The sequence below is a fragment of the Microbispora sp. CA-135349 genome (genome assembly GCF_050947365.1).
In the GTDB taxonomy this organism is placed as follows: domain Bacteria; phylum Actinomycetota; class Actinomycetes; order Streptosporangiales; family Streptosporangiaceae; genus Microbispora.
This window is the reverse complement of record NZ_CP192001.1, coordinates 6,558,367-6,580,847: the sequence shown is the minus strand read 5'-3', so window position 1 is coordinate 6,580,847 and position 22,481 is coordinate 6,558,367. Positions and strand designations below refer to the sequence as shown.

Annotated in this window: 19 protein-coding genes, 1 tRNA gene and 2 pseudogenes; 20 read left to right on the top strand and 2 right to left on the bottom strand. The window is 70.0% G+C overall.

What is annotated here, in order from left to right; all coding sequences use genetic code 11:
• The first annotated feature begins 33 nt into the window (after nt 1–33).
• The 4 genes from ACQPZZ_RS30200 to ACQPZZ_RS30185 all read left to right on the top strand — a co-directional run bounded on the left by ACQPZZ_RS30200 (nt 34) and on the right by ACQPZZ_RS30185 (nt 1,915).
• The gene (locus tag ACQPZZ_RS30200) at nt 34–555 is read left to right on the top strand and encodes an ArsR/SmtB family transcription factor (RefSeq protein ID WP_363643346.1); all 522 of its coding nucleotides are present in this window, start codon (nt 34–36) and stop codon (nt 553–555) included.
• A 131-nt stretch (nt 556–686) separates the two neighbouring features.
• On the top strand, nt 687–1,091 hold the full coding sequence (gene rsfS / locus ACQPZZ_RS30195) for a ribosome silencing factor (RefSeq protein WP_432924645.1): 405 nt from the start codon (nt 687–689) through the stop codon (nt 1,089–1,091).
• Nucleotides 1,092–1,116: 25 nt separating this feature from the next.
• On the top strand, nt 1,117–1,752 hold the full coding sequence (locus ACQPZZ_RS30190; RefSeq protein ID WP_357221380.1) for a histidine phosphatase family protein: 636 nt from the start codon (nt 1,117–1,119) through the stop codon (nt 1,750–1,752).
• Nucleotides 1,753–1,842: 90 nt separating this feature from the next.
• A tRNA-Ala gene (locus tag ACQPZZ_RS30185) sits at nt 1,843–1,915 on the top strand.
• 371 nt (nt 1,916–2,286) lie between these two features.
• On the opposite strand, the gene ACQPZZ_RS30180 is transcribed toward ACQPZZ_RS30185, so the two are convergent.
• The gene (locus ACQPZZ_RS30180) at nt 2,287–3,672 is read right to left on the bottom strand and encodes a Dyp-type peroxidase (protein WP_432924643.1); all 1,386 of its coding nucleotides are present in this window, start codon (nt 3,670–3,672) and stop codon (nt 2,287–2,289) included.
• Nucleotides 3,673–3,856: 184 nt separating this feature from the next.
• Between ACQPZZ_RS30180 and ACQPZZ_RS30175 the strand changes: the two genes are divergently transcribed.
• The 6 genes from ACQPZZ_RS30175 to ACQPZZ_RS30150 all read left to right on the top strand — a co-directional run bounded on the left by ACQPZZ_RS30175 (nt 3,857) and on the right by ACQPZZ_RS30150 (nt 9,025).
• Nucleotides 3,857–4,951, top strand: coding sequence for a carboxylate-amine ligase (locus tag ACQPZZ_RS30175; protein ID WP_432924641.1), 1,095 nt, complete (start codon nt 3,857–3,859; stop codon nt 4,949–4,951).
• Between the two features lie 97 nt (nt 4,952–5,048).
• The gene (locus ACQPZZ_RS30170; protein WP_432924639.1) at nt 5,049–5,402 is read left to right on the top strand and encodes a hypothetical protein; all 354 of its coding nucleotides are present in this window, start codon (nt 5,049–5,051) and stop codon (nt 5,400–5,402) included.
• Complete coding sequence (locus ACQPZZ_RS30165; RefSeq protein WP_432924637.1) at nt 5,399–5,785, top strand: hypothetical protein; 387 nt, start codon at nt 5,399–5,401, stop codon at nt 5,783–5,785. The genes ACQPZZ_RS30170 and ACQPZZ_RS30165 overlap by 4 nt, the downstream gene beginning before the upstream one ends.
• Nucleotides 5,786–5,955: 170 nt before the next feature.
• Nucleotides 5,956–7,338, top strand: a complete 1,383-nt coding sequence (locus ACQPZZ_RS30160; protein WP_432924635.1) for a CynX/NimT family MFS transporter — start codon at nt 5,956–5,958, stop codon at nt 7,336–7,338.
• A 73-nt stretch (nt 7,339–7,411) separates the two neighbouring features.
• Nucleotides 7,412–8,074, top strand: coding sequence for an SRPBCC family protein (locus ACQPZZ_RS30155; RefSeq protein ID WP_432924633.1), 663 nt, complete (start codon nt 7,412–7,414; stop codon nt 8,072–8,074).
• A 150-nt stretch (nt 8,075–8,224) separates the two neighbouring features.
• Nucleotides 8,225–9,025 carry a dienelactone hydrolase family protein gene (locus ACQPZZ_RS30150; protein WP_432934600.1) on the top strand — a complete coding sequence of 267 codons (801 nt, stop codon included), beginning with the start codon at nt 8,225–8,227 and terminating at the stop codon, nt 9,023–9,025.
• 669 nt (nt 9,026–9,694) lie between these two features.
• Here ACQPZZ_RS30150 and ACQPZZ_RS30145 read toward each other — a convergent pair.
• Nucleotides 9,695–10,402: pseudogene (locus tag ACQPZZ_RS30145) on the bottom strand (LamG domain-containing protein); the annotation flags it as partial.
• Nucleotides 10,403–10,974: 572 nt separating this feature from the next.
• Here ACQPZZ_RS30145 and ACQPZZ_RS30140 point away from each other — a divergent pair.
• From ACQPZZ_RS30140 to yjfF, 10 genes and pseudogenes are all read left to right on the top strand, one after another.
• Nucleotides 10,975–11,631, top strand: a pseudogene (locus tag ACQPZZ_RS30140) (AfsR/SARP family transcriptional regulator); the annotation flags it as partial.
• 42 nt (nt 11,632–11,673) lie between these two features.
• Nucleotides 11,674–13,773: a tetratricopeptide repeat protein gene (locus ACQPZZ_RS30135; RefSeq protein WP_432934598.1), complete on the top strand. Its 2,100-nt coding sequence runs from the start codon at nt 11,674–11,676 to the stop codon at nt 13,771–13,773.
• A 96-nt stretch (nt 13,774–13,869) separates the two neighbouring features.
• Nucleotides 13,870–14,013, top strand: a complete 144-nt coding sequence (locus tag ACQPZZ_RS30130) for a hypothetical protein (RefSeq protein ID WP_432924631.1) — start codon at nt 13,870–13,872, stop codon at nt 14,011–14,013.
• A gap of 157 nt (nt 14,014–14,170) precedes the next feature.
• Nucleotides 14,171–15,061, top strand: a complete 891-nt coding sequence (locus ACQPZZ_RS30125; RefSeq protein ID WP_432924629.1) for a DMT family transporter — start codon at nt 14,171–14,173, stop codon at nt 15,059–15,061.
• A 152-nt stretch (nt 15,062–15,213) separates the two neighbouring features.
• Nucleotides 15,214–16,248 (top strand): LacI family DNA-binding transcriptional regulator, encoded by a 1,035-nt coding sequence (locus ACQPZZ_RS30120; protein WP_432924627.1) that lies wholly within the window; start codon nt 15,214–15,216, stop codon nt 16,246–16,248.
• A 347-nt stretch (nt 16,249–16,595) separates the two neighbouring features.
• A complete protein-coding gene (locus ACQPZZ_RS30115) occupies nt 16,596–17,585 on the top strand; it encodes a LacI family DNA-binding transcriptional regulator (RefSeq protein WP_363643398.1) in 990 nt (329 codons plus the stop codon).
• Nucleotides 17,586–17,661: 76 nt separating this feature from the next.
• Nucleotides 17,662–18,654 (top strand): ABC transporter substrate-binding protein, encoded by a 993-nt coding sequence (locus ACQPZZ_RS30110; protein WP_432924625.1) that lies wholly within the window; start codon nt 17,662–17,664, stop codon nt 18,652–18,654.
• Nucleotides 18,655–18,905: 251 nt separating this feature from the next.
• A complete protein-coding gene (locus ACQPZZ_RS30105) occupies nt 18,906–20,417 on the top strand; it encodes a sugar ABC transporter ATP-binding protein (RefSeq protein WP_432924623.1) in 1,512 nt (503 codons plus the stop codon).
• On the top strand, nt 20,414–21,466 hold the full coding sequence (locus ACQPZZ_RS30100; protein ID WP_432924621.1) for an ABC transporter permease: 1,053 nt from the start codon (nt 20,414–20,416) through the stop codon (nt 21,464–21,466). Before ACQPZZ_RS30105 ends, ACQPZZ_RS30100 begins: the two co-directional genes overlap by 4 nt.
• On the top strand, nt 21,463–22,464 hold the full coding sequence (gene yjfF, locus ACQPZZ_RS30095; RefSeq protein ID WP_432924619.1) for a galactofuranose ABC transporter, permease protein YjfF: 1,002 nt from the start codon (nt 21,463–21,465) through the stop codon (nt 22,462–22,464). Before ACQPZZ_RS30100 ends, yjfF begins: the two co-directional genes overlap by 4 nt.
• Nucleotides 22,465–22,481: the final 17 nt, after the last annotated feature.

Here is a 22,481-nt window from a genome sequence, read left to right as displayed (position 1 = left end):
GCTTGGGGGTTGCGATGGTGTTTACTTTCCGCCATGGCGGAGTCGGATCCCAGGCTCAGGGCGCTCGCGCATCCGGTGCGGCTGCGCATGCTCTCGCTTATGTGGGGCGAGCCCATGTCGGCAGCCGAGTTGTCCCGCGAGCTGGGCATCTCGCACGCCCTCGCGAGCCACCACCTGCGCTGCCTGGACGACGCGGGGCTGGCCGAACTCGCCGACGTACGGGTCCGGCGCGGCGGCCGGGAGCGCCGCTACCGGGCGGCGGGAGGCACCCCGCTGACCGAACAGCGGGACGATTTCCCGCTGCTCGCCGAGGCGCTGGCGGGGTCGCTGCGCGAGCGGGCCGGGCGGCGGCGCGCGGGTGAGGAGGGGGTGACGGCCGACGCGGAGCTGTGGGTCGAGCCCGAGCTGTGGCACGACGTCCGCCGCAGGATCCTCGCCGCGGTCGTCGACCTGCACGACGGTGCGGCGGCCCCGCACACGCCGGGCACCATCCGGGTCGGCGCCACCGTCGCGGCCTTTCCTCTGATGGAATCGACGGGCCCCGGAGGACGTTGAATCCCTGATCCCGGGCATAACTCCGGTATCGCCGAGGTGTGCCGGTAGGGTCTCTGCGGGAAAGCCGGTTGTACGGGGGACCCGGACTGTGCACCCTGGAAGAGCCCGTCAACGGAGGACAGAACCGAATCGTGACAGCATCCGAGAGATCGATCCAGCTCGTGCGGGTGGCGGCCGAGGCCGCCGCCGAGAAGCTGGCCGACGACATCATCGCCTACGACGTGAGCGACCAGCTCGTCATCACCGACGCCTTCCTTCTCTGCTCCGCGTCCAACGACCGGCAGGTCCGCGCGGTCGTCGACGAGATCGAGGAGCGCCTGCGCGTCGAAGCCGACGCGAAGCCCGTACGCCGTGAGGGTGAGCGGGAGGGCCGCTGGGTCCTGCTCGACTACCTCGACATCGTCGTGCACGTGCAGCACGAGGAGGACCGCAACTTCTACGCGCTGGAGCGCCTGTGGAAGGACTGCCCGTCCATCGAGCTGCCGGAGAGCGTCAAACAGGCAGCCGCGCAGCGCGGGCACGGAGCGGCCCGGTGACGAACGCCATCATCGGGGCGGCGCGATGAGCCGTCGCGTCGTCTGCCTGCGGCACGGGCAGACACTGTGGAACGTCGAGAAGCGCTTCCAGGGGCACACCGACATCGCATTGGACGAGACCGGCATCGCGCAGGCGGCCCGGGCGGCCTCCCTGCTCGCGGCGCTGCGACCGACCATGCTCGTCTCCTCGGACCTGCGGCGTGCGTACGACACCGCCTCGGCCCTCGGCCGGCTCACCGGGCTCGACGTCGCCGTGGACAAGGACCTGCGCGAGCGCGGCGGCGGCGAGTGGGAGGGCCTGACCCGCGACGAGATCAGGGCGGGCTGGCCGGTCGAGTACGAGGCGTGGGAGGCTCCGGGCGGCGAGGACGTGGCGCACGTCGCCGACCGCGTGGCCGACGCGGTCGGGCGCTGGGCATCGCGCCTCGACGAGGGCGGCCTGCTGGTCGTCGCCTCGCACGGCGCGGCGCTGCGGCTCGGTATCTGCAGGCTGCTGGGGCTGCCGCAGGAGCTGTGGTCGGCGCTCGGCAGCCTGGGCAACTGCTCATGGTCGGTGCTGGAGGAGGGCCGCCGCGGCTGGCGCCTGCTGGAGCACAACGCGGGCACGCTGCCTGAGCCGATCAGCAGCGACGACAGCCCGGCCGCCACCGCCGACGGCTGAGCGCCTGCGGCCGGTGACGATTAGGTAAACGGATGGGCATACCTATATGCTCTCCGAGCGCCGCGCCGGGAGCACCCGGAGCGGTGGCAAGGGGCTATAGCGCAGCTGGTAGCGCACCTCCATGGCATGGAGGGGGTCTGGGGTTCGAGTCCCCATAGCTCCACCCATCACAGAGCGCCACGGACGTGGACATCCTCCACCACCTCGGCCGCTCCCGCGCCTGACGGCTCGCGCGACTCCCGGCAGACCATCGAGGTGAGCTGGGCCGGCCGCCGATGGCAACCCGCTGTTGCCGACCTCCCGACAACTGTGCCGGGCGATGTCCCTCCCGCCTCGCCGGCCCGACCCGGTGCAGCAGCTCGCGCACCGGATCGGGCCGCAGCCGGGCCGGCCTGCTGGGCGGGATGACGTTCTGCCAGGCGGTCAGCGACGGCACGAGTTGAACGCCTGGAAGTCGCCATAGGTCCTGGACACCTCTTCGAGGACGACGGCATGATCGCTCATGGTTCCGAATCTGCCTCGCCCACGGCGGGGTCAGAGGTTCTTGAGGTAGGCGAGCGACGGCATGAAGAAGTATTCGCCGCCCTTCATCGTCACCGTCTGGGGGACCTGGCGCTGCGGCGCGCTGAGTTTCGTGCTGCCCCACGCCTTCGGATAGCGCACCTTGACATCCCGCTTGCCCTGGCCGATCACCGGGTCGTGGCCGGTGCCGTCGGCGGGGAAGCCGGCGTTGTCGGCCCAGCTCTGCTGGGTGAACTCGAACTGGCTCTGCAGGCTGGAGTTGAACGCCATGAACAGCAGGCCCACCCCGCCGGTCGGCCGGGTGCGCGGGGGAGCGTCGTCCCACGGCCGGTCGGTGCGGGCGCCGTACGTCTGGCCGCGACGGGCCATCATGACGCCGAGCGTGCGCTCCAGCCCGCCGTCACGTGAGTCGCGCGGGTTGGCCTTACGGATGTGCGCGCTCACCGGGCACTTGGACCCGGGGTCGTCGCGATAGCTGAAGTCGTTCTGCACCGGGTGGCCCTCGGAGCTCGGCTTGCCGTGCAGCCGCAGCGGGGTGCCGTTGCGGAACCGGCCCACCAGCATCGCGCCCGCGAGCGGCCGGTCGTCTCCCTCGAGGCCGAGCGCGTCGGCGAGGGCCTCCTCGGCCTCGCGGAACGCGCGGACGTTCTGCTCCAGCTTGCGCAGGACGAGGTAGCTGCCGAAGTGCCGGCTCGGGTGCGGGGCGAGCGGGTCGGCGACGAGCACGTGACCGAGCGGGAAGAACGGGTTCCAGTTGGTGCCGGACTCGGCGGCCACCTGGTCGGCGAGGAACAGCGGCTGGCTGCGGCCGTCCACGTAGCCGAAGTGCTCGATGCCCCGCCCCTGGGCGTCGCGCAGGCCCTCGCCCTTCTCCTCACCGACGATCTTCGCGGTCTTCGGCAGCAACGCGAGGACGCGCTTGCGGGTGGTGGCGACCGGCTCGGGTGTGGCGTCCCCGATCAGCACGATCGCGTGGATCTCCTCCTGGTAGTGCTTCTCCCAGGCGTCGACCGCCGGGTCGCTGAGCGTGTCCTTACGCCGCCTCATCCCGGATTTGAACGCGTTGTCGGTGAATTTCGTTGTGGATTCGCCTAATTTGAGATAGCCGAATTTGCTGATGCCGACGCCGACGTACGGCGTGCCCGGCTTCTTCGTGCGGGTGAAGTCACGGACCTCCTCCAGGTGCTTCCTGGCCGATTTCACGAGCGGCGCGAGGGAGCGCAGGAAGCGCCTGCCGTCCGGGCCGTCGCCGAAGTGCACGAGCAGCAGGGACATGCTTTCCCGCACGTGTGCCTGCAGGATGTTCGGCTGCAGATTGTCGAGCATGGCCTTGGTGTCGGCGTCGAGTTTCGTCGAATCCCACGCGAGCGGTTTGGTGTTGGACAGGTTGACCGGCATGTCGATTTCCTTCCCCGTAGTGGAAATATCGGGCCCCCACCGATGAGAGTCATCATCCACGGAAAAGGTTCGGATGTACCGGGAACTCGGCGGCGTCTCCTGCCCCGACGCCGCCCTCCGGCACCGATCCATGCGTGATCGGCCAGGTCAGGCCTAATTCTCACTACCGGGGTAGTGATCGGTCATGACGAAGAGACGGCCTGTCGGCGTTGAAGAGGAGTTCCTTGTCGTCGATCTCGAGACCCGGCGGCTGACGCCGCTGGCGGAGTCGATGCTGGAGCGGCTGCCGGACGAGGGGTTCGCGGCCGAGCTGCAGCGGTCGGTGGTGGAGACCAACAGCACCCCGATGGAGGACCTGGGCGACGTGCGGGCCGAGATCGTGCGGCTGCGCCAGGCGCTCGTGTCGGCCGGCGAGCCGCTGGGGGTCGGGGTGATCGCCTCCGGCACGACCCCGATCACCGGCATCGAGGGCTACACGTTCACGCCGGGGGAGCGCTACGAGTACCTGTCGGAGTCCTACCGGTTCCTCGCACAGGAGCAGCTCATCTGCGGGGCGCAGGTGCACGTGGAGATCGACGACAGGGATGTGGCGGTGCTCGCCGCCCAGCGCGTGGAGGCCTGGCTTCCCCCGCTGCTCGCGCTCAGCGCCAGCTCGCCGTACTGGATGGACGAGGACAGCGGGTACGCCAGCAGCCGGGCGCTGACCTGGCAGCGGTGGCCGACGGCCGGGCCGCTCGGCCCGTTCGCCGACGCGGCCGAGTACGACAGGACGGCCGATGACCTGGTGGCCTCCGGCGTCATCGAGGACCGGGGCATGGTCTATTTCGACCTGCGGCTCAGCGCCCACGTGCCGACGGTGGAGATGCGCATCTGCGACTCCTGCCCGCTCGCGGACGACGTGGTGCTGCTCGCCGGGCTCTTCCGCGCCCTCATGACGAGGGAGATGGAGGCCGTGGAGCGGGGCGAGCCGCCGACCGGCGAGCAGCGCCTGGCGCTGCTGCGGGCGGCCAACTGGCGGGCGGCCCGTGACGGGCTGGAGGGCGACCTGCTGTCACCGGTGACAAGCCGGCCCGAATCGGCTCCGCGGCTCATCACCCGGATGCTGGAGGAGCTGCGGCCGACCCTGGAGGAGCTCGGCGACTGGGAGATCGTCTCGGAGCTCGCCGACGCGGCGCTGCGCCGGGGCAGCTCCGCCTCCCGTCAGCGGGGGGCGCACGCGGTCAACGGGAAGCCGGAGGACGCTGTCGACCTGCTGCTCGCCGAGACCCGGCAGCGCTAGAAGCGGGCTGGAAGTGAGCTGGCAGGGCGTGCGACGGGGCGGGCACGTGGGCCGATAGCCTACTGGCCATGTCTGCGATCCCCGCCCCGAGCGCGGCATGAACGGCGCGTACTCCGGCTGGCTGATCGGCGCCGCCCTGCTGCTGGCACTGGCCGCTGTCGTCACCGCCGTGCGGGACCGGCCGATGGGGCCGGTGCTGCTGGCCGGGCTGGGACTGCTGGAGCTCGCGGTGCTCGCGCAGGCGGGGTTCGCGCTCGCCGGGCTCGGCCACGTGGTGGAGAAGGCGACCTTCATCGGCTATCTGGCGGGCACCGCGGTGATCCCGCCCGCCGCCATGTGGTGGGGCCGGGCGGAGCGTACGCGCTGGGGCCCGGGGGTCATCGCCGTGGCCGCCTTCACCGTGGCCGTCATGACCGGGCGGCTGCTGCAGATCTGGAACGCGGGCGCATGAGCGCCCCTTCCGCCACCGGGCCGGGACGCGTGCTCGTGGCCGTGTACGGCGTCTTCGCGCTGGCCGCGACCTCCCGCGCCGCCGTGCAGATCGCCACGAAATTCGCCGAGGCGCCGTTGGCGTACGCGCTGTCGGCGTTCGCCGCAGTGGTCTACATCGTGCTCACGGTGGCGCTGGCCCGGGGCGCACGGCGTGTCGCGGTCGCCGCCTGCCTGGTCGAGCTGGCCGGGGTGCTGGTCGTCGGCACGCTGAGCCTGGCCGACCCCGCCGCGTTCCCGCACGCAACCGTGTGGTCGGGGTACGGCAGCGGATACGGCTACGTGCCGCTCGTGCTGCCCGTCGTCGGCCTGCTGTGGCTTCTGCGCGGCGTCCGCCGTTCGTAAGGGCTTCTCGAGAAGCGAGGGAACAAATGAGAGCAGAGAGGGCTTTGGTATGGTGCCAATCGTAGGATGACTGGATGAGAGGAGATGTTGCGGCGATGAGTGCCGTCGTGACGCGGAGGGGCGTGCTGCGAGCGCGGTGGACAGCGCGGTGGACAGCACAGGGCGGATCGATGGCGTGGTTGATCGCCGGGGGCATCGCCCTCACCGCGTTGAACCTGCGCACCGCGGTGACCAGTGTGGGAACCGTCCTCGACCAGGTGAGCTCGGGCCTCGGCATGTCGGGGGCCATGACGGGGCTCCTCACCACGTTGCCGGTGATGAGCTTCGCCCTGTTCGGCGCGCTGACGCCGGCCATGTCCCGCAGGATGGGGGAGCACAGGCTGCTGCTGGCCGCGATCGTCCTGCTGGCGGCCGGACAGGCCGTGCGCTCCCTCGTCGGCTCGGCCGTGCCGTTCATGGCGGCCAGCACGGTCGCACTGGCGGGCGGCGCGGTCGGCAACGTCGTCATCCCCGCACTGATCAAGAGGCACTTCCCGCGGCGTGCGGGTGCGATGACCACCGTCTATTCGACGGCCCTCGCGGCCGGGACGATGGTCGCCGCCGCCGCGACCGTTCCCGTGCAGCAGGCCGCAGGAGGGAACTGGCACGTGGCACTCGGGGTGTGGGCGGCTCTGGCCGCCGTGGCCGCGATTCCGTGGCTCGCGCTCAGGCGCGGTGAGCCGGAGCGGCGCAGCACTCCCGCGAGGCCCCGTACCGACGGCCTCCTGCGTAGCCGGCTCGCGTGGGCCGTGGCCGGATACTTCGGCTCGCAGTCCCTCATCGCCTACGTGATGTTCGGCTGGCTGCCACTGCTGCTGCGGGACAACGGCTACACCGCCGGCCAGGCCGGCCTCGTCCTCGCCGTGTTCACCGGGCTCGGCATCCCCGTCTCCATGGCGGTGCCCGCGCTCGCCACCCGGCCGTCCGGTCAGCGCCCGCTGGTGGTCGCCTTCGCCGTCCTGTACGCGGCCGGCTTCGCGGGCCTGCTCACCGGACAGGCGCTGTGGGCGTGGTCGATCCTCGTGGCCGTCGGCGGGGGCACGTTCCCGCTCGCACTGGCGATGCTGGCCATGCGGACCCGCACGGCGGCGGGAACCGCCGCGCTGTCCGCCTTCGGGCAGAGCGCCGGATACCTCATCGCGGGCGCGGGACCGATCACGTTCGGCCTGCTCCACCAGGTGAGCGGCGGATGGGTGCTGCCGTTCGGCCTGTTGTTCGCCGCGCTCGCCGTGCAGGTGGCCACCGGCTGGTACGCCGCGGCCGACCGGACCCTGGAGGACGAGACTCCGAAGGACGCGGACGCCGCGGCGTCCGCACCCGGCGGGCGGCGCGACGACCACGTCTCGCGGGGTGTGCGCGACCTCGTGGTGGGACGGGTGCGCCGGTCGGCCGAGAAGGCCCGGCGTGCGCGGTCGGGCGACGGCACCACCGCGGCCCGGCCGCGCCTGGCCCGCCCGGCCGGCCGGCGCGGTGCGAGCCGGGGGGACGAGCGCCGCAGGCCGGCCTCCCGCTGACGTCGCGCGCCCGGGTTTACCTCCCCCTCTCAGGGCAGGCGTAGTGCAGGAACCCACGAGAGAAGGAGGAGGCATGAGCTCGATCGAACAGTCCGTCGACGTGAATGTCCCGATCCGCACCGCCTACAACCAGTGGACGCAGTTCGAGAGCTTCCCTGAGTTCATGGAGGGCGTGGAGTCGGTCAAGCAGATCGGCGACACGCGCACCGACTGGGTCGTCGAGATCGCGGGCGTCCGCCGTGAGTTCGAGGCGGAGATCACCGAGCAGCACCCGGACGAGCGGGTGGCCTGGCGCTCGGTGGACACGCCGCGGCAGGCGGGCGTCGTGACCTTCCACCGGATCGACGACAACACGACTCGCGTCACCCTGCAGATGGAGTACGACCCCGAGGGCTTCCTGGAGAAGGCGGCGGACGCCCTGCAGATCGTCCGCATGCGGGTAAAGGGCGACCTGGAGCGTTTCAAAACGTTCATCGAGTCGCGGGGCGGCGAGACCGGCGCCTGGCGCGGTGAGGTTCCCGGCCCGCACCAGCAGGGCGGCACGGGGACCGGCGGGTCCGGCACGGGGTATGACATCGGCGAGCCGATGCCGCCCCAGACCGTGAACCCCGGGTATCCGCGCGAGACGCCGCTGCCGCCGCCCGGCACCGGCCCGATCCCGCCCGCTCCCGGCACGGGTCCCGTCCCCGGCACCGGCCCGCTGCCGCCGCGTGACACGCCCGGCCCGGTCATCTGACCCGAAGTGGCGCCCGAGCGAACCCGTCTCCCGATTGTCTGGGAGACGGGTTTGTTATATTTGTGAGATCGGAAATTTATTTTGCCCTGATATGATGGGAAAACCGTATTGTAGCCTCACGGGCGTACCCGATTGAATTCCGCGAAAGGGATGTCGCCCGTGTGTTACGAGCCCGATTCCGTGCCGCCCGTCCACGGTTCTCCGATCACGACCGTCACGTCGGAACGCCTCGTGCTGACCTCGGCGGACGGGGCGAACTTCGCCGCTCACCTGTCCCGCCCCGGCCGGGCGTCCGGTCCTGCGGTGCTCGTCCTGCCGGACAACCGGGGACTGTCGGGTTTCTATGAGCGCCTCACCGAACGGCTCGCCGAGCAGGGGTACACCGCACTCGCCATCGACTATTTCGGGCGTACGGCCGGGACCGATCCACGGCCCGACGACTTCCCCTTCATGGAGCACCTGGGCAGGGCGCACAAGGACGGGCTGTTCGCCGACATCGCCGCCGGCGCCGCACATCTGCGAGGCGAGGGATGCGAGGAGATCGTCTCGCTCGGCTTCTGCTTCGGCGGCAGGCTGGCCTTCATGGCGGCCAGGCCCGGCTTCGGGCTCGCCGGCACCATCGGCCTGTACGGATACCCGGACGTGCTGTTCGGCAACCCCGGCCCTACCCAGATGGCGGGCGAACTGTGCGGGCCGATCCTGGGACTGTTCGGCGGCGCGGACGAGGGCATCTCCCCCGAGGTGGTGAGTGCGTTCGGCGAGGCGCTGGAAGGCGCGGGAGTGGCGCACGAGTTCGTCACCTATCCGGGAGCGCCGCACAGCTTCTTCGAGCTGGGCCGCCCGGAACTGGCCGAGGCCTGCGCCGACGCCTGGGTGCGCATCCTCGCCTTCTTGAGGCGGACAGCCCGAGGCGACCTGACCTCGCCTCGGGCTGTCACGATCCAAGACTAAGCCTTCCGGCTCCGGCGGTGCGCACCGGCACCCCCGAAAGTGCCTGAATGGTGATGCGGTGAGCGGCCGGGGGACTCTGCGGCGCCCTCCGATGAGCCGGGCACGGCGGCGTGAGGCGGACGGTGGCGAGGGCCACAGCCCGGCGGGCTGGGTGTGGGGGGTGGGACTGGGTGTGGGTGTGGGGGTGGGCGTGGGCGTCGGGCCGGGGTCCTGCGGGCCGGTGGCGCAGGCCGTCATCTGCCACTTGTAGGTCGTGCCGGGCCGCACGGTGTCACGCGGGATCTGCAGGGACGCGCGTTCTCCGCCGTTCACGGTGCGCGCGCCGAGCGGCGACGTGCCGACCGGGGCGCCCGCCTGATCGTAGAGGTAGTACTTCGCCGTCACCTCCCATCCGGATGGCCGGTTAACCAGGCCGGACAGAATCGGCTGAGCGGGGTCGGCCATGCCGGTCTCCGTGCCGGTGGGCGACATCGGGGCATCGGAGGTGATGCGGTAGGCCGGGCTCTCGTTGCAGGAGGGCGGGGTGACACCGCTCCGGCATGCCTTGACCACGAACTTGAAGCTGGCCGGGTTCTCCAGCGCGAACACCTTGTCCAGCGCGTGGCCGGAGGGGATGGCGTTGTGGGTGGTGGTGCCGGGCACGCCGACGAGGGCCCGGATGTCCTCGGCGCTCAGGGCCCGCTGGTAGACGTGCACATCGTCCACCGCGCCGTCGAGCCTGCCCGCCAGGGCGCGCGCCCGGCCGATCTCGAAGGCGCCCCGCGCGTTCCAGGTGGGGGTGTGGTCGCGTTCGCCGGCCAGCACCCCGTCGACGTACAGCCGGATCTTGCCGGCTGACTGGTCGTACTGGACGGTCAGATGCGTCCATTCATTGATCTTCGCGAGGTCCTTGGACTGCACGACGGTCTCGTAGATGCGGTCCGCACGATCCTCCTGGATCATGGAGAGCAGCCGGCGCTGGTCGTACTCGGGTGCCGAGGAGATCTGGTACGACAGCGTGAAACCGGGCTGGTTGACCCCCATCTGCGACAGAACCGTCTGCGCGGTGGCGCTGTTGTCAAGTCGCACCCAGGCCGCGGCGGTGAAGCTCTGGTTGGTGTTGACGACCGGCCGGGATGTGGTGGCGTACGCGCCGCCGGAGAACTTGACCGCCTGGCCGAGCTGGCCCTGGATCCGGGCGTAGGGCCCGGTCAGCGTGGCGGCTTCGACGGCTACCGGCTTCTTCTGCTTCCTCGCCTCCTCGATCGCGGCGCGCAGCGACGCGTCCGGGTCCTCGGGGCGCGGGAAGGCGGTCGTGGAGGGAGCCGCCGGTGGGGGAGCCGGGTCGGGCTCGGCCCGGGCGGGAAGGTCGTACGCGGCCAGGAGTGACGCCGTCACGGTCAGCGTCGTGACGAAAGCGACTGGGCCGTGCCTGCGCCTTCCGCGGGCCACCGAATTCGATGCGTTCACTGATCACCTTCATTCGTGTTCGAAGTGGAAGAACCGCATGGCGATATGGCGAAGACGATCTGGAGAGGCAGGGGAGCGGAAACTGCGTATACGGCCTGGTCGACGGGCCGCGGGGTGGCCTCGGTCGTGGGCGGTACCTTGCGGCCCATATTCCGGTGATTTAAAACGTGCGCATTACTGCGAGTATTATGAACAAGCTTTCGATGCCGACAAGCCCATTTTCTTGCGAACCACCTTGAATCGCAGATAGGAGCCATTTCCTGGGCGGAAGCGGTTCACGCGCGTGCGGCACGGATCCGGCCTGCGGTCACGCATCGTGCCGACCGGTTCGTGTCACACGCGGGCGGCGCCGCTCGGTTGGTCGAACGGAACGGTCAGGTGCCGGGGAAGTCCGGCCTCTCGGCGGGGACCCGACGGCCTCGGGCATCACCTATTGCGCGACCCCTTGAATCGGCACCTCGGGTCCGTTAAACAGGTAAACCGGCTGACGGGGGTGGGTCATGTCGGTGGAGTTCCGGCTTCTGGGTCACTTCGAGGTTCTTCTCGACGGTCGGCATGTCGAAATCGGGCACGCGCGTCAGCGTTGTGTGCTCGCGACACTTCTGGTCGAGGCCGGGAGATGCGTAGCCGTGGACGAGTTGCTGGACCGCGTGTGGGCAGGAAGTCCGCCCCTTCGCGGTCGTGAGACGCTCTACAGCTATCTGTCCCGGCTGCGAAAGGCTCTGCCTGCCGCGGCCGGAGCCCGGATCGCGCGTCATGCCGGGGGATATGCCCTCGAGGTCGATCCACTGACGGTTGACGCGCACCGCTTTCGGCAATGGGTGGAGCGAGCACGAACAGCGGACGACGCGGCGGCTCAGAAATTGCTCGAGAAAGCGCTCGGCCTGTGGCGGGGAGCTGCCTTCGCCGGTCTCGACACGCCCTGGCTGAACGCTCAGCGGGAACGGCTGGAGCGGCAGCGGCAGACCGCCGAATCGGATCTCTTCGACCTGTGGTTGCGCGCGGGCCGGCATATCGAACTGGTCGAGACCCTGACGGCGCGTACGACTCGGCACCCTCTCGACGAGCGCCTGGCCGGCCAGTTGATGCTCGCCCTGTACCGCAGCGGACGTCAGGCGGATGCTCTCCGGTGTTACCGGCGGATCCGGCGACGTCTGGTCGAGGAACTCGGCACGGAACCGGGCCCGACGTTGCAGGCGTTGCATCGGCAGATACTCGCCGGGGATGAGGTGGTCGCCGCACCGCCTCCTGCCGCCCGCCCGGGCGGCGATGCGGCGCCCCCCGTTCCACGCCAGCTTCCGCCGCCTCCCCCGCGTTTCACCGGTCGTACGGCGGAGCTCGCGCGGCTCACCGCGGCGGCCGAGGCGGAAACCGGCATGGCGGTGTTCACGATCGGCGGGTACGGCGGCGTAGGCAAGACGTCGCTGGCTCTGCACTGGGCGCACGAGAACATCGACCGCTATCCCGACGGGCAGCTGTTCGTGAACATGCGGGGTTTTGATCCCGTCCAACCACCGCTCTCGCCGCTCGTCGCCGTGACCGGCTTTCTGGAGGCCCTCGGCGTCGCGGCGGAACACATGCCGGTGGACGCCGGCGCGCGGGTCGGGCTGTACCGCAGCCTGGTGGCCGGCCGGCGGATGCTGATCGTCCTCGACAACGTGCGCGACGTCTCCCAGGCCGATCCCCTGCTCCCGGGAAGCCGCACCTGCGCCGTGGTCCTGACCAGCCGCCGGCATCTGGTGGGCATCGCGGCCAATCACGGTGCCGTCCCCGTCAATCTCGACGCTCTGGACGAAGCCGACGCGCGTCGGTTGCTGACCCGTCATCTGGGTGCCGGCCGGCTGGAGGCCGAGCCCGAGGCGGTCGCCGACATGCTGGCCCACTGCGCGGGCATGCCCCTGGCCCTGGCCATCCTCGCTGCCCGCGCCGCCCTCGCCCCGCAGTTGCCGCTCGCCGCGCTGGCCGCCGAACTCGAGGACGCCACGGCCCGGCTGGAGATGCTGGACACCGAGGATGGGACCGCGAGCGTGCGCGGAGCGTTCGCCACCTCCTTCCAGGCCCTCACCGCCGAGGCCGCCGAGATGCTCGCGCTGACGGCCCTGGCGCCCGGACCCGACTTCGGTGTCGAGGCCGCCGCCGCCCTGACCGCGCTGCCCGTGGCCCAGGCCCGCGGCCTCCTCAGGAGGCTGGAGGAGTCGTTCCTGATCCACCGGCACGTCGCGGGCCGCTGGCGGATGCACGACCTGGTCCGTCTCCACGTCGCCGAGCACGCGCGAGCGGAGATCCCCGTATCCGAGCGGGAAGCCGCGCTGCGGCGACTGGTGGGCTTCTACCTGCGCCGCGCCTACGACGGCGAGCGGTGCCTGGCCCCGCACCGTCCCCCGATCGAGTCCGTCTCTCCGGCGTGGGACGGCGCACAGGTCCCCGCGCTCGACCACGACTCGGCGTGGCGGTGGTTCGGCGAGGAGCACCCCTGCCTGCTCGCCGCTCAGCATCTCGCGGCCGAGCGAGGCTGGGACGACCTGGTGTGGCAGATGGCGTGGAGCCTGGACACCTTCCACTTCCGACGTGGCGGCCTCTATCATCAGGTCGCCGTCTGGACGGCGGGACTGGAGGCCGCCCGCCGGCTCGGCGACTCCGCGGCGCAGATGATGGCCCACCGCATTCTGGGGCACGCGTACGGCCGGATGGATCGGCCGGACGACGCCCTGGAGCACTTCCATCAGGCGCTCGCCCTCGCCGAGAAGGCCCGCGACCTGGATGCCCAGGCGTACGTTCACCAGGGCCTGGCGTTGCTCTGGGCAGGGCAGGAGAAGCATCGCAGGGCCCTGGAGCACGCCACCCACGCGTTACGTCACTACGAGGTGCTCGGCGATCCGCTGAAGACAGCCGACGCGCTGAACGACGTGGGCTGGTACGCGGCCCATGACGGGCGGTTCGACGAGGCGCGCGCCCATTGTGAGGCCGCCCTGGCGATCTTCGGTCTGCACGAGCACCATGACGGCGTGGCCAACACCCTCGACAGCCTTGGCTACATCGCCCATCGGACCGGCGAGCACGGCAAGGCCCTGCACTACTACGAGCAGGCACTCGCGATCGTCCGTCGGAACCGCAACGTTCTCGACGAGGCCGGCATGTTGGAGCACCTGGGCGACGCCCATGCGGCCCTCGGCGACCGGCGGCAGGCCATGATTGCGTGGAGCCAGGCATATGAGGGCTATCGAACCCAGAAGCGATACCAGGACGCCGAGCGCCTCCGGCAGCGGCTGGCACCGCCGGCCGCCCGCCACGGTGGGTGACGCCAGGACGCAACCGCGCCGGAATGCATCGCCAGCCTGCCCGCGCTCAACCCCAGGTGGATCACCAGGGGGATCGACCGTCTGCGGTCCCAGTCGGTGGACGGCAGGGAGGTTCCCGAGCCGCTGGTCGGCGACTGGACCGCCCACTCCGGCTACGAGATCGGCAAGCGGCTCGCCCGCGAGCCCGACGTGACGGTGATCTTCGTGGCCGACGACCACATCGCAACGGTGATGCGGTGAGCCGCTGGGCGCGTTACGGTGCCTGCGTGACATTGATCGTCTCTCCGCCGCCCGCCCGCTAGCGGGCGGCGTCCTCCGGTGAGCCGGGCCCGGGCGGCCCGGCCGGTGGTTCCTGCCCGCGTACGGGAATCGGGCCCACCTCACTGGAGAGACGTCGATGAATCACGCTCCAGCCCTGTCCGTACGGCAGGGCCTTGTCTACGTGTCCACCGCCGCGGTCGCCTGGGGAACCGGGGGACCGGCGGGGGCGATGCTGCACGGCGCGGGACAGCTGAGTCCCGTCGCCGTGTCGTTCTGGCGCTTCGCCTGCGGCGCGGTCCTCCTGCTCGCCGTCGCCCGCAGCCGCCCCTCCTGGCGGGCGGTGTTGCTCGTCGGCCCCGCGATGGCGGTCTGCCAGGCCGCCTACTTCGCGGCGATCGCCCAGGCCGGGGTCGCGGTCGCCACGATGATCACGATGGGCGCGACCCCGCTCCTGGTGGCGGCCGGTGGCCGGGTCTTCCTGGGCGAACCGCTGCGCCGCACCGGCCTCGGGTGCGCCGCGCTCGCCGTCTGCGGCCTCGCCATGCTCGTGGGAGGGGCGGACGCGGTCACCCCGGCCGGCGCCGGCTACTCGCTGCTGTCGGCGGCGGCCTACTCCCTCGTCACCCTCACGACCCGCCGGATGCCCGCCGAGGGCGTAGCCGTGTGGGGGTTCGCCGGGGGCGCGGCCTGTCTGCTCCCGCTCGCGGCCGCCGGAGGGCTCCTGCCCGCCGGGCACGCCGTGACCAACGTGCTGCTGCTCGGCTACCTGGCGGCCGTGCCGACGGCCCTCGCGTACGGGCTGTTCTTCGCGGGGCTGCGCGTCGTGGGCGGCACCACCGCGTCGGTCCTGTCCCTGATCGAACCGCTCGTCGCCGCCGTCATCGGCGTCGTGCTGCTCGGGGAGCGCGTGTCCGCCGTACAGGCTGGTGGCGCGGTCGTGCTCTTGTGCGCCCTCGCCTGGCTCGCCCGCGGTGAGCTGCGCGGCGAACCGGCGGGAGCGTCACAGCAGGGCGAAGCGAGCTGTTAGCGATACCATCTTCAGGGCGGTGGGCATACGCGATCACCAGGCGGAACGTTCCCCTCACGGCTCGTGACGCACGGGTGATCACGTCGGTATTGACAGTGCTCGCTGTTATCGCAATCACTCAGGCACCTGACGAACGAGCGGGGACGCGGCGGATGACTAAGGTCCGGCCTGGAGAGAGCCCGGCCGAACGCCCCAGGGCGGCGGTCATGGAGGACGTCGCGGAGCTGGCAGGAGTGTCGGCGATGACGGTGTCGAGAGTGCTGAACGCTCCGGAGAAGGTGCGCCCGGAGACCCGGGCGCGCGTGCTCGCGGCGGTTCGCGAGCTCGACTACCGGCCCAATTCCGCGGCGCGGGTCCTGGTGACCGGCCGCTCGGGTGTGCTGGGGGTCGTCTGCTTCGACACCACCCTGTACGGCCCGGCCTCCACGTTGTTCGGCATCGAGCAGGCGGCCAGGGACAGCGACTACCTGGTCAGCATCGCCAGTCTGCCCGCGCTCAACCGCAGCTGGATCACCAGGGGAATCGACCGTCTGCGGTCCCAGTCGGTGGACGGCGTCATCGTCGTCGCGCCGCACGAGTCGGCCGCCGAGGGGCTGCGGAACCTTCCCCCGGGCCTCCCGGTGGTCGACGTCGGCGGGGGATCGGACCTGCCGGTGCCGGTGGCGGCGGTGGACCAGTACGCCGGCGCCGCCCGCGCCACCCGTCACCTGCTCAGTCTCGGCCACCGCACCGTCTGGCACCTGTCGGGCCCGCCCAACTGGATCGACTCGAGCGGCCGGGTGGCCGGCTGGCGGTCGGTGCTGGAGGCGGAGGGCAGGCAGGTGCCCGAGCCGCTGGTCGGCGACTGGACCGCCCACTCCGGCTACGAGATCGGCAAGCGGCTCGCCCGCGAGTCCGAGGTGACGGCGGTCTTCGTGGCCAACGACCACATGGCGATGGGTGTGCTGCGGGCCCTGCGGGAGGCGGGCCGGCGGGTTCCCGAGGACGTGAGCGTCGTCGGGTTCGACGACGTCCCGGAGGCGGCCTACTTCTGGCCGCCCCTGACCACCGTGCGGCAGAACTTCGGCGAGGTCGGCCGTCAGGCGTTCCAGCTCCTGCTGGACCGCATCGCCGGAGTGGAAGGCGAGGGCAGGCGCATGGTGGAGCCCGAACTCGTGGTGAGGGAGAGCACCGGCGTCAGCCGCTGAAAGGCTTCCGCCCGGCCCGCGCGAGCCGGGCGGAAAACCGTGCCGCTCAACAGGGCTGCCTGCAGGCCGGTGACCAGTCCGTTCTGCCCCATAGCGGGCGCTCCTCCGGATTCCGATGAAGCCGACGTCGCCGGGTGATCACAAAGTGAGCGTTAACAAGCTGGATTCGGCCACCAGTTAAAGACTCCATGGCATGTCCGTCAATAGGACGTTACCGCGATGTTTCGGCGTAACCGGACCGTGACCGGTCACCACCTTGACGGGAGGTCGTGTTAACGCTCACAGTCTTTCCCAAGCACTTGAGAGGAGCGCCAGTGGGACCCAACGTCGACCGCCGCCCGCCCGTCATGGCCGACGTGGCCAGGCTGGCCGGGGTGTCGCATCAGACGGTCTCGCGGGTGCTCAACGACCATCCGAACGTCCGCGCAGAGACCCGCACCCGGGTCATGCGGGCCATCGACCAGCTCGGTTACCGCCGCAACCTCGTCGCCCGGGCCCTGGTCACCAAGCACTCGCGCACGCTGGGCGTGGTCAGCTTCGACACGACGCTGTACGGCCCGGCGAGCACGGTATACGGAATCGAGCAGGCCGCGAGGGACGCGGGCTACTTCGTGAGCATCGTGAGCCTGCGAACCATCGACAGAGCCGGCGTGAACGACGCGATCGGCTACCTCGCCGAGCAGGGTGTCGACGGCATCGTCGTCGTCGCCCCGCAGCGCTCGGCGGCCCGGGCGCTCGACGATCTGCCGGCGGGCATGCCCGCGGTGGCCGTCGAGGGCTGGCATCAGGGCGAGGTCTCCGTGGTGAGCGTCGATCAGGTCGAAGGCGCCAGGATGGCGACGTCGCACCTGCTCGACCTCGGGCACGAGACCGTCTGGCATGTCAGTGGCCCGGCGGACTGGCTGGAAGCCGAGGGCCGGATCGAGGGCTGGCGTGAGGTGCTGACCGCCGCGGGGCGGCCCGTGCCCGGCGCGCTGACCGGTGATTGGAGCCCGCGATCGGGTTATCAGGCCGGCAAGCAGCTCGCGGCCATGATCGGTGACGTCACCGCGGTGTTCGTCGCCAACGACCAGATGGCGCTCGGCCTCCTGCGCGCGTTCACGGAGGAGGGGGTGAAAGTCCCCGAGCAGATCAGCATCGTGGGCTTCGATGACATCCCTGAGTCGGAGTTCTTCTCCCCGCCGCTCACCACAATCAGACAGGACTTCGGGGCCGTCGGCAGGCGCAGCATCGACGTGCTGCTTCGGCAGATCGAGTCGGGCGAGGCGTTGCCCCATGAGCGTCTCGTCGTGCCTCCCCGGTTCGTACTCCGGGGAAGCACAGCCGCCGCGCGCTAGCCGCACGGAGTTAACAAATAATCAGCGCGGCGCCAAATTGGGTGTTAGCGCTAACAGCAATGAAAGGATCCCCACAGTGTTGAAGAGGATCTCGGCACTGGTCCTGGCCGGCGCCACGGCCCTGACGATGGCCGGTTGCAGCAGCAGCGACGACACTTCGGCGTCGGCCGGAGGCTCGTCCGGTGGCGACGACAAGATCGTGATGGGCTTCGCCCAGGTCGGCGCGGAAAGTGGCTGGCGCACCGCCAACACCAAGGACATCCAGGAGTCGGCCAAGACGGCCGGCATCGAGCTCAAGTTCTCCGACGCCCAGCAGAAGCAGGAGAACCAGATCAAGGCCATCCGGTCCTACATCCAGCAGAAGGTCGACGTGATCGCCTTCTCGCCGGTGGTGGAGTCGGGCTGGGACACCGTCCTCAAGGAGGCCCAGAACGCGAAGATCCCGGTCATCCTCACCGACCGGGCCGTGGACTCCAAGGACACCAGCCTGTACAAGACCTTCCTCGGCTCGGACTTCGTCGAGGAGGGCAAGAAGGCCGGCCAGTGGCTGGTCGACCAGTACAAGGACAGCAAGGACGAGGTGAACATCGTCCAGCTGGAGGGCACCACCGGCTCCGCGCCCGCCAACGACCGCAAGTCCGGTTTCCAGGAGGTCATCTCCGCGGATCCGAAGTTCAAGGTCATCGCTTCGCAGAGCGGCGACTTCACCCGTGCCAAGGGCAAGGAGGTCATGGAGGCCTTCCTGAAGTCCAACCCCAAGATCGACGTGCTGTACGCGCACAACGACGACATGGGCCTCGGCGCCATCGAGGCGATCGAGGGCGCGGGCAAGGTGCCCGGCAAGGACATCAAGATCATCACGGTCGACGCCGTGCACGACGGCATGCAGGCCCTCGCGGACGGCAAGATCAACTACATCGTCGAGTGCTCTCCGCTGCTCGGCACCCAGTTGATGGACCTCGCCAAGAAGGTCGTCAAGGGTGAGCAGGTGCCCCAGCGCGTGGTGACCGAGGAGACCACCTTCACCCAGGAGCAGGCCAAGGAGGCCCTGCCCAACCGCAAGTACTGATCGGTTCCGGGCCGCTCCCCGCGCGGGGAGCGGCCCGCCCCGATGGTGAGCGGGAAACACCGAGTGAGCCTGAGGGGCGCGCCGCCGGTCTGGACAGTCTGATCGAGCGGCCCGATGGTGAGCGGGAAACACCGAGTGAGCCTGAGGGGCGCGCCGCCGGTCTGGACAGTCCGATCGAGCGGCCCGATGGTGAGCGGGAAACACTGAGCGCTCCGATGACGAGCGGGAAACACGGATGGAAGGGGCGCCGCATGGCCGCACCCGCGCCGATCCTGCGGATGAGCGGGATCGGCAAGCAGTTCCCCGGCGTGAAGGCACTGGACGGCGTCGACTTCCGGTTGCTTCCGGGCGAGGTCCACGCGCTGATGGGCGAGAACGGCGCCGGCAAGTCCACCTTGATCAAGGTGCTGACCGGTGTCTACGACATCGACGCCGGCGAGATCGAGTTGGAGGGCCGGCAGGTCGCCTTCTCCAGCCCCCTCGCCGCACAGCAGGCGGGAATCAGCACCGTCTACCAGGAGGTCAACCTCTGCGCGAACCTGTCGGTAGCGGAGAACATCTTCATCGGCCGTGAGCCCCGCCGGTTCGGCCGCATCCAGTGGAAGGCGATGCGCCGCCGGGCGGCGGAGATCCTCGCCAGGCTCGACCTCGACCTCGACGTGTCGGCGCCCCTGTCGTCGTACTCGCTGGCCATCCAGCAGATGGTCGCGATCGCGCGGGCCGTCGACATCGACGCGAAGGTGCTCATCCTCGACGAGCCCACCTCCAGCCTCGACGCGGGCGAGGTCGCGCAGCTTTTCCGGGTGATGCGCAGGCTCAAGGAGCAGGGCATCGCGATCCTGTTCGTCTCGCACTTCCTGGACCAGATCTATGAGATCTCCGACCGGATGACGGTCCTGCGCAACGGCACGCTCGTGGGGGAGTACCTCACCAGCGAGCTGAGCCAGGTCGAGCTGATCGGCAAGATGATCGGCCGGGAGCTGGCCGACCTGGAGAAGCTGGAAGAGCGCCCGCCCGCCCGCGAGGGCGCCCCGCTGGTGGAGGCCGAGCAACTGGGCCGCACCGGAGCCATCCAGCCGTTCACGCTCACCATCCACGAGGGCGAGGTCGTCGGCCTGGCCGGGCTGCTCGGCTCGGGCCGCACGGAGATCGCCCGGCTGCTGTTCGGAGCCGACCACGCCGGCACCGGTTCGCTGAAGATCGATGGCGAGCAGGTCAACCTGCGCACGCCCCGCGCCGCGGTCTCCCGGAAGCTGGCCTTCTGCTCGGAGAACCGGCGGGCGGAGGGACTGATCCCCGACCTGACGGTCCGGGAGAACCTCATCCTCGCCCTGCAGGCCACCCGCGGCTGGACCCGGCCGATCCCGCGACGCAAGCAGGACGAGCTGGTCGACAAGTACATCGCCGCGCTGAACATCCGCCCGGCCAACCCCGACCAGCTGATCAGAAACCTCAGCGGCGGCAACCAGCAGAAGGTGCTGCTGGCCCGCTGGCTCATCTTGGAGCCCCGTCTGCTCATCCTCGACGAGCCCACCCGCGGCATCGACGTCGGCGCCAAGGCCGAGATCCAGCGCCTCGTCGCCGAGCTGTCGGACGGCGGGATGGCTGTGCTGTTCATCTCCGCCGAGCTGGAGGAGGTGCTGCGGCTCAGCCACAAGGTCGGCGTGCTGCGCGACCGCCAGCTGGTCGCCGAGCTGGACAACGACGAGGGCCTGACCACCGACGCTTTGACGGAGACGATCGCGAGCGGAGCCCGATCATGAGCAGGATCCTGAAGCACCGCCTGTTCTGGCCCCTGGTCATCCTGGTCGCGCTCCTGGCGCTGAACCTCTTCTTCACGGACAACTTCTTCAGGATCCAGATGAAGGAGGGGCACCTCTACGGCAGCCTCATCGACATCGTCCGGTTCGGCGCGCCGCTGATCCTGGTGTCGCTCGGCATGACGCTGGTCATCGCCACCAGTGGCATCGACCTGTCGGTCGGCTCGGTCGTGGCGATCGCCGGCGCGCTGGCCTGCCTGCGCATCAGCGAGCTCGACCTGGACGACCAGAACTCCGTAAGCGGCGTCCTCGGGGCCGTGGGCCTCGCGCTCGTGCTGTCGGTGATTCTCGGCGCGTGGAACGGCTTCCTGGTCGCCGGCATCGGCATCCAGCCGATCATCGCGACGCTCATCCTGATGGTCGCCGGGCGTGGCCTGGCCCAGCTCATCACCGACGGCCAGATCACCACGGTGAACAGCTCGCCGTACAAGCTGATCGGCGGCGGCTACTGGCTGACGTTGCCGTTCGGGATCATCATCGTGGCGGTCGTGCTCGCGCTCACCGCGTTCCTCACCCGGCGCCTGGCGCTCGGCCTGCTCATCGAGTCGGTCGGCGGCAACGCCGAGGCGAGCCGCCTGGCCGGCATCAGCGCCCGCGGCGTGCTCATCATGGTGTACGCGTTCTGCGGGCTGTGCGCCGGCATCGCCGGGCTGATGATCAGCTCGAACGTCTCCAGCGCCGACGGCAACAACGCCGGTCTGTGGATCGAGCTGGACGCGATCCTCGCCGTCGTCATCGGAGGCACCCCGCTGTCCGGCGGCCGGTTCTCCCTGAGCGGCACCGTGCTCGGCGCCCTGATCATCCAGACGCTGACCACCACGATCTACTCGATCGGCGTCCCGCCGGAGACCACGCTGCTGTTCAAGGCGCTCGTGGTGACCATCGTCTGCCTGATCCAGTCCCCGGCCTTCCGCGCGAAGGTCTTCCACCGCCGCAGGCGCCCGATCGAGGCGCGTCCGGCGACTGAAGAGAAGGTGAGGGTCTCGGCATGACGAGCATCACCGGCCTGCGGGGCCTGAGCCGTCGTACGGTCCCACCGAAGTACATTCCGGTCCTGGTGACCGCGGGCCTGTTCGTGGCGATGTTCGTGGCGGGCGGCATCCGCTACGAGAACTTCGCGACCGGGCAGATCATCCTCAACGTCTTCATCGACAACGCCTTCCTGCTGGTCGTCGCGGTCGGCATGACGTTCGTGATCCTCACCGGCGGCATCGACCTGTCGGTCGGTTCGGTGGTCGCGCTCGCCACGATGCTGAGCGCCAGCCTGCTGAGGGACGGCTGGCCGGCGTACGCCGTCATGGTCCTGGTGCTGGTGATCGGCGCGGTGCTGGGCCTGGCCATGGGCGCCATCATCCACTACTTCGAGATCCAGCCGTTCATCGTCACGCTGGCCGGGATGTTCCTCGCCCGCGGCCTGTGCTACACCATCAGCACCGAGTCGATCCCGATCGACAACCCGACGTTCACCGACATCGCCCAGTCGCGGATCAGCCTCGGCGGAGACCTGTCGGTCTCCCCGAGCGCGGTGATCGCGGTGGTGGTCGTGCTGATCGCGGCGTACGTGCTGCACTACACCCGGCTCGGCCGCAACGTCTACGCGACCGGCGGAAGCGAGCAGTCGGCCCTGCTCATGGGTCTGCCGGTGGCCCGTACGAAGATCGCGGTCTATACGATCAGCGGGTTCTGCTCGGCCCTCGGCGGTCTGCTGTTCGCCTTCTACTCGCTGTCGGGCTATGGGCTGAGCGCCGTGGGCATGGAGCTGGACGCGATTGCCGCGGTCGTCATCGGCGGTACGCTGCTGACCGGCGGGAGCGGCTTCCTGTTCGGCACCGTGCTCGGCGTGCTCGTTCTGGGGCTGATCCAAACGATCATCAGCTTCGAGGGCACGCTCAGTTCGTGGTGGACCAGGATCTTCATTGGTCTGCTGCTCTTCGTCTTTATCCTCCTCCAGCGCGTGTTCTCGAGTGGATCACGTCGCCGAACTCCTTGATCTGAGGAAAAATCCCC

Bases quoted from the DNA above. Each gene is read 5' to 3' on its own strand.
- ACQPZZ_RS30200 (WP_363643346.1), top strand. From the start codon at position 34: ATGGCGGAGTCGGATCCCAGGCTCAGGGCGCTCGCGCATCCGGTGCGG.
- ACQPZZ_RS30190 (WP_357221380.1), top strand. From the start codon at position 1,117: ATGAGCCGTCGCGTCGTCTGCCTGCGGCACGGGCAGACACTGTGGAAC.
- ACQPZZ_RS30180 (WP_432924643.1), bottom strand. From the start codon at position 3,672: ATGCCGGTCAACCTGTCCAACACCAAACCGCTCGCGTGGGATTCGACG.
- ACQPZZ_RS30175 (WP_432924641.1), top strand. From the start codon at position 3,857: ATGACGAAGAGACGGCCTGTCGGCGTTGAAGAGGAGTTCCTTGTCGTC.
- ACQPZZ_RS30170 (WP_432924639.1), top strand. From the start codon at position 5,049: ATGAACGGCGCGTACTCCGGCTGGCTGATCGGCGCCGCCCTGCTGCTG.
- ACQPZZ_RS30165 (WP_432924637.1), top strand. From the start codon at position 5,399: ATGAGCGCCCCTTCCGCCACCGGGCCGGGACGCGTGCTCGTGGCCGTG.
- ACQPZZ_RS30160 (WP_432924635.1), top strand. From the start codon at position 5,956: ATGGCGTGGTTGATCGCCGGGGGCATCGCCCTCACCGCGTTGAACCTG.
- ACQPZZ_RS30155 (WP_432924633.1), top strand. From the start codon at position 7,412: ATGAGCTCGATCGAACAGTCCGTCGACGTGAATGTCCCGATCCGCACC.
- ACQPZZ_RS30150 (WP_432934600.1), top strand. From the start codon at position 8,225: ATGTCGCCCGTGTGTTACGAGCCCGATTCCGTGCCGCCCGTCCACGGT.
- ACQPZZ_RS30125 (WP_432924629.1), top strand. From the start codon at position 14,171: ATGAATCACGCTCCAGCCCTGTCCGTACGGCAGGGCCTTGTCTACGTG.
- ACQPZZ_RS30120 (WP_432924627.1), top strand. From the start codon at position 15,214: ATGACTAAGGTCCGGCCTGGAGAGAGCCCGGCCGAACGCCCCAGGGCG.
- ACQPZZ_RS30115 (WP_363643398.1), top strand. From the start codon at position 16,596: ATGGCCGACGTGGCCAGGCTGGCCGGGGTGTCGCATCAGACGGTCTCG.
- ACQPZZ_RS30105 (WP_432924623.1), top strand. From the start codon at position 18,906: ATGGCCGCACCCGCGCCGATCCTGCGGATGAGCGGGATCGGCAAGCAG.
- ACQPZZ_RS30100 (WP_432924621.1), top strand. From the start codon at position 20,414: ATGAGCAGGATCCTGAAGCACCGCCTGTTCTGGCCCCTGGTCATCCTG.
- yjfF (WP_432924619.1), top strand. From the start codon at position 21,463: ATGACGAGCATCACCGGCCTGCGGGGCCTGAGCCGTCGTACGGTCCCA.